11 protein-coding genes are annotated in these 10,100 nt (G+C 62.8%); 6 read left to right on the forward strand and 5 right to left on the reverse strand.

Going from position 1 to position 10,100, the window contains the following annotated elements; all coding sequences use genetic code 11:
- The 3 genes from PGX04_RS26000 to PGX04_RS26010 form a co-directional block, all read left to right on the forward strand.
- Positions 1-710: MFS transporter (locus tag PGX04_RS26000; RefSeq protein ID WP_273741143.1), on the forward strand; the 710-nt coding region annotated here is incomplete at its 5' end.
- Between the two features lie 321 nt (positions 711-1,031).
- Positions 1,032-1,832, forward strand: a complete 801-nt coding sequence (locus tag PGX04_RS26005) for a TrmB family transcriptional regulator (RefSeq protein WP_273741144.1) — start codon at positions 1,032-1,034, stop codon at positions 1,830-1,832.
- A 134-nt stretch (positions 1,833-1,966) separates the two neighbouring features.
- The gene (locus PGX04_RS26010; RefSeq protein WP_273741145.1) at positions 1,967-2,290 is read left to right on the forward strand and encodes a 4Fe-4S dicluster domain-containing protein; all 324 of its coding nucleotides are present in this window, start codon (positions 1,967-1,969) and stop codon (positions 2,288-2,290) included.
- Positions 2,291-2,307: 17 nt separating this feature from the next.
- Here PGX04_RS26010 and PGX04_RS26015 read toward each other — a convergent pair whose 3' ends face one another.
- Together PGX04_RS26015 and PGX04_RS26020 are read right to left on the reverse strand one after the other, a co-directional pair.
- Positions 2,308-2,472 (reverse strand): DUF6757 family protein, encoded by a 165-nt coding sequence (locus tag PGX04_RS26015; protein WP_176548143.1) that lies wholly within the window; start codon positions 2,470-2,472, stop codon positions 2,308-2,310.
- A 56-nt stretch (positions 2,473-2,528) separates the two neighbouring features.
- Positions 2,529-3,341 (reverse strand): PHP domain-containing protein, encoded by an 813-nt coding sequence (locus PGX04_RS26020; protein ID WP_273741146.1) that lies wholly within the window; start codon positions 3,339-3,341, stop codon positions 2,529-2,531.
- A 158-nt stretch (positions 3,342-3,499) separates the two neighbouring features.
- On the opposite strand from PGX04_RS26020, the gene PGX04_RS26025 reads away from it, so the two are divergent.
- Positions 3,500-3,787 (forward strand): DUF5789 family protein, encoded by a 288-nt coding sequence (locus PGX04_RS26025; RefSeq protein WP_273741147.1) that lies wholly within the window; start codon positions 3,500-3,502, stop codon positions 3,785-3,787.
- A 512-nt stretch (positions 3,788-4,299) separates the two neighbouring features.
- On the opposite strand, the gene PGX04_RS26030 is transcribed toward PGX04_RS26025, so the two are convergent.
- On the reverse strand, positions 4,300-4,545 hold the full coding sequence (locus PGX04_RS26030; protein WP_273741148.1) for a hypothetical protein: 246 nt from the start codon (positions 4,543-4,545) through the stop codon (positions 4,300-4,302).
- A 179-nt stretch (positions 4,546-4,724) separates the two neighbouring features.
- Here PGX04_RS26030 and PGX04_RS26035 point away from each other — a divergent pair, with 179 nt between their 5' ends.
- Positions 4,725-6,437: an outer membrane protein assembly factor BamB family protein gene (locus PGX04_RS26035; RefSeq protein WP_273741149.1), complete on the forward strand. Its 1,713-nt coding sequence runs from the start codon at positions 4,725-4,727 to the stop codon at positions 6,435-6,437.
- A gap of 112 nt (positions 6,438-6,549) precedes the next feature.
- Here the strand turns inward: PGX04_RS26035 and PGX04_RS26040 are convergent, their stop codons facing one another.
- A complete protein-coding gene (locus tag PGX04_RS26040) occupies positions 6,550-7,611 on the reverse strand; it encodes a zinc-dependent alcohol dehydrogenase family protein (RefSeq protein ID WP_273741150.1) in 1,062 nt (353 codons plus the stop codon).
- Between the two features lie 589 nt (positions 7,612-8,200).
- On the opposite strand from PGX04_RS26040, the gene PGX04_RS26045 reads away from it, so the two are divergent.
- On the forward strand, positions 8,201-9,925 hold the full coding sequence (locus PGX04_RS26045) for a PQQ-binding-like beta-propeller repeat protein (protein ID WP_273741151.1): 1,725 nt from the start codon (positions 8,201-8,203) through the stop codon (positions 9,923-9,925).
- A 26-nt stretch (positions 9,926-9,951) separates the two neighbouring features.
- Here PGX04_RS26045 and PGX04_RS26050 read toward each other — a convergent pair.
- Positions 9,952-10,100 (reverse strand): DUF5784 family protein (locus PGX04_RS26050; RefSeq protein WP_273741152.1); only part of this gene is annotated, 149 nt, incomplete at its 5' end.

The raw sequence follows: 10,100 nt of genomic DNA on the forward strand, positions 1-10,100 counted from the left end.
TCCGGTACGGCTGGCGGGCCGCGATCGCGGTCGGTGCGGTGGGAGCCGTCCCCATCTTCGTTCTGTTCGCCCGATCGGTCCGGCCGACCGCCCCCCAGCGGCCCGACCAGCCGATGGCCGAACGGTTCGAACTCGAGCCGGTCGTCGAACTGCTTTCCCGGCCGGAGATCGCCTTCACGTGCGTGCTCGCGGTCCTGGGCGACTTCGTTTGGCAGGCGACGTCCTCGTTTCTGCCGACCTTCCTCGTCGCCCACCGCGGCCAGTCCGCGACGACGGCGAGTCTCGTTTTCGGGGGCTACTTCGTCGTCCAGGGGATCACGCAGGTCGGCGTGGGTTCGGTCTCCGACCGCTACGGTCGCGACGTGACGACGGCGGCCTGCATGGTCCTCTCGGTCGCCGGCTTCGCGCTGTTCGTCGCGGTCCCGGGGATCGTCGCCGTCGCGGCCGGCGTCGTGCTTCTCGGGGTCGGCCTCGGCTGGGGTGCGGCGCTACTGCCCCGCTTCATGGACCACCTCTCGGCGGCCGAACGTGGTGCGGGGTTCGGTCTCGTGCGGACCGTCTACGGCGTCGTCGGCGCACTGGGCTCGGTCGTCACCGGAACCCTGGCGGATCTGTTCGGCTGGGGGGTCTCCTTCGGATTCCTCGCGGCCTTGCTGGCAGTCGTCTTCGTCGCGCTGGCCGTCAACTGGGCGTTCTCGCTGGGTTACTGATTCGAACCCCGCGGCTCGGACCTCGTTGTTCCGGCCGGAGTACACGACCCTGCATTCCCGTCGAACTCACAATCTGCTTGTGTGTTCTCAGGGAGTAGATCGCTCCATGACAGCAGCGTCACGGCGGAAGGGTGCAGCGCGATGTACGGACTGCGGAAGAGCGCTGGCAGTCTGGCTCTCTCTCGACGAGATCCGACCGATCGGCAGCACCGACGGCTGTCCCTGTGGTGGTGACTCATTCCGCGCGTTTTCCCGACCGGCGTATAACGGCGTGGCGGTAGAAAGCCGCGTTCTTTCCTCCGTTCTGGCTGTGTGTCAACCGTGTCGAACGCCGAGGAAGCAGTTACAACCCTCGAGGAACTCGGACTGACGGAGTACGAGTCCCGCTGTTTCGTGGCCCTCGTTCGAATCTCGAAGGGGACTGCCAAGGAAATCAGTCAGGTCGCGGACATCCCTCGCTCGCGGGTGTACGACACCATCGAGCGCCTCGACCGGAAGGCACTCGTCAGCGTCCAGCAGACCGAACCCCGCGAGTACAAGGCGGTGACCGTCGACACGGCCTGTCGGCGGCTTCGCGAGGACTTCGACTCGCGGATCAACGCCGCCGAGAACGCGCTCGGCCAACTCGAGGAGCCGGATGCACCTGACGACGAGGGAATGTGGGCGATCACGCAGAAAGAACACGTCACCGAGCGCGTCGTCCTCTTCCTCGAGGACGCCGAGGACACCGTCCACTACCTCGTTCCGGCGACCGAAGTCGTCGATCGGGAGATCCGCTCGGCCCTCGAGTCGACCGCCGATCGCGGTGTCGACGTGTATATCGAAGTTCCGACCGAGGACGACCAAGAGACGTTCTTGGAGGCGGCTCCGAGCGCAGAGGTCGTCGTTACACCCGACCTCCAGACGACCAATAACGTCCAGAACGAGTGGCCGGCACAGTTGCTCATGGTCGACCAGGAAGCGATCGTCGCGGCCGGCATTCAGGAGAGCGACCTTCCCGACGTGGTCGACGAGATGGCGGTCTGGACCTACGGCCGGGATCACGGCTTCGCCGTCTGGATGCGCGAACTCCTCGATGATCGACTCGAGGGCCGCGAGGAGGGCCGGTCGACGAGCGAGTGAGTTACACGTTCCGCGGAGCCGGCTGCCGCCACAGGAGAACGCTCTCGTCCCGATTTCTCCCCTCGAGTCCGAGGTGCCGGCGTTGCAGCGAGCACTCACTTTTAAGTACGCGTCTCTCATTTAATCTGCTAGCAATGGCCATAGATCCACAGTTTCACGAGAATCGCGACCAGGTCGACGAACACGAGGGCCACTCGGTCTGGGGTCCCGTCGACGAGCCCGAAGAACTCGGCATTCACGGCACGCACGTCGCGGTCGACTTCGACATCTGCATCGCGGACGGTGCCTGCGTCGAGGACTGTCCGGTCGACGTCTTCGAATGGATCGACACGCCCGGCCATCCGGAAAGCGAAGAGAAGGCCGACCCCGCCAAGGAAGCGCAGTGTATCGATTGTATGCTCTGCGTCGACGTCTGTCCGGTCGACGCGATCGACGTCGACCCCGGCCGAACGGCGTAACACTCCGCGAGCCGATCTTACTCGGCGCGATCGACGTCGACTTTCTCCTTCAGGCTCTCGAGGCCGTCCGCTTCGGCGAGCTCCTGTAACCGAGTCCGGAAGTGCTCCTCGCACAGGCCGACTTTGAGTCCGTCGGACTCCGCGGCGAACGCAGCCTCGCGGTCACAGTAGTGGCAGTTCATACTCGCTCGTTAGGACTACGATGCATTGAACCCTCCGCTAGCGGTCAAGTTTCAGGTTACTCGGCTACCAGCTCGAGTTCCTCGTAGGCCCGCCGAGAGAGCCCGTCGACGCCGAGGCGCTCGTCGTGGGCGTCGCTGCCACCGGTCGCGAGCAGGTCGTAGCGCTCGATCGCTCGCTCAACTGATTCGCGGTCGACCTCGCGGCCGTAGGGGTAGTGCAGTTCGACGGCATCGAGTTCGGCCGCGTGCGTGAGCGCGTTCTCGGGATCGCGGTACCGTAGCGGATGAGCCAGCGAGACGAGCCGACAGGACTCGGCCAGCGCCGCCTGCCCCCGTTCGAACGACGGGACGTCTCGAGGGACGTAACACGGACAGCCGGACCCGATGACACGATCGAACGCGCCCTGATAGTCGTACTCGGTCTCGGGATGTGCGTCGATCGCCCGTGCGATGTGTGGCCGTCCGAACCCGCCGTCGATCGTCACGTCGAGATCGATCCCTAACCGCGATTCCACGCAGTCGACGATCGCCCGCCCGCGTTCGATTCGGTTTTCCTGGATCCGCTCGAGGATGGCCTCGAGATCCGCGCTCGGCTCGAGACCGTACCCCAGCAGGTCGATCCGTTGCCCACCGCCGGATCGCCTCGCATCGCTCGCCTCACCGCCCGTCGTCTCGACGCGAAGTTCGATTCCGTGGACGAGCGTCACGCCCTCGCGTTCGACGACCGGTCCGTCGAACGGCTGTACCCGATCGTGGTCCGTCACCGCGACGACGTCGACACCGCCGCGGCGAGCGGCGTCGGGGACCGCCTCGAGCGCGAGGCTGCCGTCCGAGCGCGTCGTGTGGACGTGCAAATCGGCGTATGGCATACGATACTCGAACGCCCCCGCTCTGAAAGGCGTTTCTCCAGGCCCGCTCCCGGCTTTCACAATCTCTAGGGTGATACTAGGTATATTAGGTCTACAGTGCTACTAGGAAACATAGATGGACAATGTTTATAATTATCGTTCACGGAGGATAGGGCGTAATGCTGCTCAATGGCACCGGCGAGGTCATCGACGACCACGAGTATCCAGCGACGACCGAGGAACTGATCGAGGAATACGGCGATCGAACCCTCGAACTCCCCAACGGCAGTGAGACGGTCGGCGATGTACTCGCCCGCCTCGCGTCCGAAACCTTCGAAAATCCGGAGGAGGCGCGCTTCGCCGTCTACTCCGCCGTCAGCGACAAGGCCGTCGGCCGCGTCGGCTACAGCGACCGCGATCCGACCCCGGTCGGCAGTCCGTACTCGCCGGACGCAGTCTCGTTCTGAGACGGACGTTTTTGGACGAGCTCTCTGAGATTGCGTTTCTCGAGATCGATCGACGCAGACACCTAGTGTCACTTCTCACCGATCTGGATAGCGGTTTCGTCGTCCGCCACCCGCGAGTCTGCGCCGTTCTCAGAAGACGAAGCGTTCTGCTGTCAAGGCGAAAAAACGATTCGCCGACCGTTGGAGAGTTTCGCTTTCCAAGAGGGCGGATGAGAGCTTTGCTCTCGTGAAGTCAACGGGTACCACTGCCGGCCAGCCGATTGGTCTACTGCTGGATTGCTTGAGATGTGCGACCTACTCCCAACAGACCGAAACCCGTGGCTGTTTTCCGGTGTGACAGTCCTGCCGTCCGTATTAGCGCCTGCTGTCAATCTCCCGTCGAGGAGTTCTTGAAGCGGCATGGACACCGGCAACGAGAAACTCTCATCTTTTCATACTGGTTCAACTAGATAGATATACTTCGTATACTTTAATCGCAGTTGTAACTGTCAGTGCAGAGACGGCCCCAGCGACTAATGATTCACATGAACTGCCGCAACCAAAGCGAGCACAAGCACCATCGTGACCGGAAATCCAGCCACAGGATGGTTATCTGCGAAGTAGAAGGTTCTATGGACAATCACACCGGCACCAATACCGGCAACGAATACTAGCCAGTTCAGGTAGAAGCCGTTTATATACCAGAAAAACACCGCACTCATCACCGCTATGAGGAGAAACGCAACATCTCCCCACCCATCAGCGCGCAGTGAATCCATATTCATATAAATTAATATAGAGAAATATAAAGAGCATTCCGATTATGCGGATCTACTGTATAGCTGGATGACCATCGACGGAACCGAATCGGTGTCGACCGACTGCGGTCCCAGTCTTGTTTGACTGAACTGTGTTATAAGTCGTGTAATAATACGTCGCTTAACTCTACTGAACTTTCATGTCTAACGACGCTGGCGGTGAACGAGGGGGTCAGTCGGCGACGAGTGGACTCGATCGTCGTCGGTTTCTACAGGGAGCGGCGGGTGCCGGTATCTGCTCGGTCGCTGGTATCGCGCGTGTCGGTTCCGTGGCTGCTCGGACCATCGGCGCGGGGGAGGAGAAGTGGCGTCGGGAATTCGGGGACAACGCCTCCCCGTCGCCCGTTGCCGACGAAACGCTCTTCGTGAACAGCCAGAACTTCGGCGGTACTGATTCCGTCTCCGCACTGCGAGCGACGACCGGTGAGGAACGGTGGCGGTTCGATATCGACGATCACTCGCTCTTCGATTCGCCGATCGTGAGCGACGGGACCGTCTTCGTCAGGACGAGCGGCGGAGTCCCGGACGTGTACGCACTGGATACAACGACGGGCGACAAAGCCTGGCGAATCGAAAGCCCCAGTGAGGTGATCGATTCGCTGGAAGTGGTAAACGGCACCGTCTTCCTCTCGGGCTCGAGCTCCGACGCTACCGCCTCCGAATCGATGATTCATGCACTCGATGCGGATACTGGGGAAGTAATCTGGCAGTCCCGAATCGACGAGATCGTCGCCTCCGAACTCTCAGTAGTGGACGGCACGCTCTTCGTTGGAAGCCACAATCACGTGTATGCGATCGACGCGACGTCGGGAACGGAACGGTGGCGCTTCGAAACGATCGTCAAACCTCGCGAAGGTATCGCTGGGATGACGGATTCGATGACGGTGATGGACGGGACGCTCTTCGTCGGGGCCGGTGATTACGCGTATGCACTCGACGTGGATACGGGCGACGAAAGATGGCATTTCGATGCGGGGGACAGTCTGGATACCTCACCGTTGGTCGTCGATACTACCGTTTTCGTCGGAGCGAACGAGCCGTACGGGAAAAACGGGACCGTCTACGCACTGGATGCGGCTACAGGTGCGGAACAGTGGCAGTTCGAGTGTGACGAGGGAGTAGGCGTACTATCGGCGATGGCAGACGACACGCTCGTGATCGGGAGTCGCGGCGGTACTATACACGCGTTGGATGCGGCCACGGGAGCGGAAGCGTGGCGCTTCGATGCCGGCGATAGCGTCGGTCACTTACTGCCGGGAGTCGACGGTACGCTCTTCTTCGTGAGCAAGACCGTCACGGAATACGAGACGCGAGAGCGTCCCGGTCAGGACCCCTCTCGAATCGCGACCGATTCCGTCTTTCGCTTGTCCGCGGTTGCCGGGTCCACCGGCGAGGAAGAGTGGCACTTCGAAAGCGAAACGGGAATCTTCGCGCCGAGGGTAGCGGACGGGACTGTCTTCGTCGGGGGCGCCGCCGGTACCGTGTACGCGCTGGAGGCTGGCGGAGCGGACTCGAGCGACGACGCCGGCACCGACTCGTCCGACGATACCGCGACGAACGCTGACGATGATTCGCCCGACGATACCGCGACGGACGGTGGGAACGGGTCAGACGACAGCACGGCAGACGATACGAGCAACGAATCGGGCGAAGAGTCGCCGGATCCTGACGAGAACGAATCCCTTACTGATCCGGCAGATACCGAAGACAACGAGTCCAACGACACCTCGACGAATGCCGAGGACGAGACACCGGGGTTGGGAATTCCCGCGGCGGTAACCAGTCTCGGCGGCGTCGGATATCTGTTGAAGCGGCGGCTCCGGGGCTCCGAAACCGACGACGGGGCGTCGTAGTCGTCCGTCCGCTGTCCGACGTTCCGTTTCTGTTGCCGGACGATTTGTTCTCGAACCGCTTACCGAGAGAGTTGAAGTCGCTAAACTGACACGCCACTTCGCCGTCCGCACCTCAGAACTCGTCGACGACCGGAATGCCGACCGTCTCGAAGTCGGTCATCGCCTCGAGTTTGTCGCTGACGTCCTCGAGGCCGATCGTCTCCGAGACGACGGCTTCGGGTCGGAGTTTCCCCGTCGAGACCATGCGGAAGATCTCGTCGTAGCGGGTCGGCGGCATGCCGAGCGAGCCGATGAACTCGATTTCCTGCATCACCATCGCGTCGCTCGGCAGGGAGATCATTCCCCGTTCCTCCTCAGTGGTGAGCCCGACCTGGATGTGCTGGCCCCGGGTGCCGAGGCTCATCACGGAGTTCTGGCTGGTCGTCTCGATCCCGAGCGCGTCCATCGCGATGCCCGCCCCGCCGTCGGTGATCGCCTGCACCTCGCCGGGTACGTCGTCGACCGCCTCGGCGTTGACCGTCTCGACGGCCCCGAGTTCGCGCGCCTTATCGAGTTTCTCGTCTTTCAGATCGACCGCGACGACGTTGCCGCCCAGCGCGTCGGCGATGTGGACCGCCGAGAGGCCGACGCCGCCACAGCCGTGAACGGCGACCCAGTCGCCCGCACCGATATCGGCGCGGTGGGCGAGCGCGTGGAACGAGGTCATAAAGCGACAGCCGAGTCCGGCCATGTCGACCGAGGAGACGCCGTCGGGAAGTTCCACGAGGTTGTGATCGGCGGCCGGAACGTGAACCTGCTCGGCGAACGCGCCCTGTACCGCTTCGATGAATCCGAGCGGCATCACGTTCTCGCAGGTATTGGAGTGACCCCGCTGACACTGCGGGCAGACCCCATCGCCGAGGTTGAACGGCACCGCGACGTGGTCCCCCTCGGCGACCCCCTCGACGTCCTCACCGACGGCGATGACCCGACCTGCTGGCTCGTGGCCCAGAATCTGTCCGGATTGGGTCTCGAGGTCGAGCCACTCCCAGTCGCCCTGCCAGCCGTGCCAGTCGCTCCGACAGACGCCGCAGGCTTCGACTTCCACGACCGCACCGTCGGGTGCCGGCTCCGGTGCGTCTACCTCTTCGATCGAAAGCGGTTCGCCGTGTTCCTCGAGGACTGCTGCTCGCATGAGTACGTTTGACTATCCCATGGTACAAATACGTGCGACCCCGTTGCAGCGATTGATAGCGATGCGAGCGAGGAATTTTGGGGCCGGCTCAGGCCAGAAACTCGAGTGCATCGCCTCACTCGAGGGGCACCGCGCCGTTCCGGCCTCTTCGACGCGCCGTTCGACCGGACGCGGGAGAGACGGACCGGACGGTGGCGCACGTTCGATCGTTCGACGCGGACGGCGGCCCACCCATCGTCACGAACTCTCGATCCTCGAACTGCATCAGCGCGCGACGGAATCGTCGTATTCTGGTATTCCCTGTCGGTGTTCGGACCGTGGTGTGACAACTGTCATCCGCTCGAATCCGGTCACACACTGTTGAGAGACGTGAAACTGTCGACACGAACCGCTCATCGCGAGGACAGCCGCTTCGGAGCCCGGGCCAGATGCGCACGAGAAACCGGTCGGAGACGGATATGTGATCGGTCTCGAGTCCACTGCTCGCCGCTGTGAGATGCTTCTTCAAGATATCGCTTCGATTCCTCCCAGATCTAACACATACTTTATCGAGGAGGTAGCTAACACCATTCGTTCGGATTGTGGCTGTATGGTTGGAAACGACAGTGGTGCAAGCGGGAATCAGTCACTCGCACTATCCCCTGGTCGTCGGCGGTTTCTGCGAGGTGCTGCGGGCGTCTGCCTCGCATCGACCGTCGGTATCGGGAGCGTCGGGGCGACGAAATCGAGTCCAGGTGATGAACGGTGGCGAGTCGATTTCGGCAACTCGGACTCCCTCTCCGGTCCCTCCCTGTCACCCGTGGTGGACGGCTCCCTCTTCGTGAATAACACCGATGCCGTCCACGCACTGACCGCGTCGACGGGTGACGAAGAGTGGCAGTTCGGCGTCGGCGAGACGAGGCTTCTCGATTCGCCGATCGTGTCCGATGGCACCGTCTTCGTCGCGACTGACGTCCCCTTCGGCTCGGAAACACAGGACGAGAGCGACACCTCCGTGTACGCACTGGACGCGGCGACGGGGACACAGGAGTGGCAGTTCGACGCGTACGAGCAGTCGGTCGCACCCCTAGTAGTCGCGGACGACACCGTCTTCATCCCGGGACAGTTTTGCGTCTACGCGGTGGATGCGGCCACCGGAGACCAGCGATGGCAGTTCGAGGTCGGCTACGGGGTCGAGGACGGATTGACGGTGTCGGACGGCACGCTCTACGTCGGTGATTCCGACGGGAACGTGTTCGCCGTAAACGTGGCCACGGGTGAAGAAGCGTGGCGCTTCGACGTCGGCATGCGATTGACCACCGAACTGACGGTCGCCGATGGCACGCTCTTCGTCGGTGCGATGAGTGATGCGGAACAACAACCGGCCGGCGCGGACTTGCAGTACTACATCTCTGCACTGGACGGGGCGACCGGTGACGAACGATGGCGCTTCACGTTGGATACGGCGACGGGAGAAGACGACCCCGGCATAGTAAGCCCGCGTCTCGAGTTCGTGACCGTGGTAGACGACACGGTCTTCGCCGGGTCGGACGAGTGCTACGGCAATTCCTCGGCGTGTTCGAGCCTGTACGCCGTCGATGCGACGACGGGCGAAGAGACGTGGCAGTTCGAGGCGTCCGGTTCGGTCGACACGATGACGAAGGCGAACGGAACGGTCTTCGCCGGGACCGCACTCGGCCGGGCGGGCGACGGGATCGTACACGCGGTAGATGCGGACACGGGCACGGAAGTGTGGAATTTCAACGCGGGTAATCTGTTGGCCTCACCGGTGACGGTGGTGAACGGAACCCTCTTCGTCGTCAGCAGGATCATCAGAAGCACCGAGCCGGAGTTCGAGGACGCTTATCGGTTGAACGCGCTGGATGCGGCCACGGGCGACGAGAAGTGGCAGTTCGTCGCCGAGAGGGACATCGACCCGCCGAGGTTCGCGGACGACACCGTCTTCCTTTCGGCTGACTATACGACGGTGCACGCGCTGGACGCCGGCACGGCGGACCCGAACGAGGAGACCGAAACGGACGATACCGAACGGAGTGCTGACGGTGACGAATCAGCTGCCTCCCGATCGAACGCTGACGAGGACAGCGCAGGGGAGACGGCGAACGACGAATCGAACGAGAGCCGCTCGGAGAGTGAGGGGAACGAATCCGCCACCGCTCCGGTGGCCGCTGACGATACCGAGTCCGACGATGGGTCGGAAAACCCCGAAGACGAGATGCCCGGGATGGGAATCCCGGCGGCGGTGACGAGTCTCGGCGGTGTCGGATATCTGTTGAAACGACGGCTCGAGCGCTTCGACTCCGACGACTCGTAGCCGAACCGCGAGCGACTACTCTGCCGTCAGTCGAGTAACTCGAGTGCGTCGCCCAGTTCGAGGGGAACCGACCCCTTCCGGTAGCCCTCGGCGTGGCCGTTCGGCCGGACGCGGTAGACGACCGCGGGTCGGTGGCGAACGTCGGGCTGTTCGCCGCGGACGGCGGACCAGGCGT

Source organism: Natrinema soli (assembly GCF_028618695.1).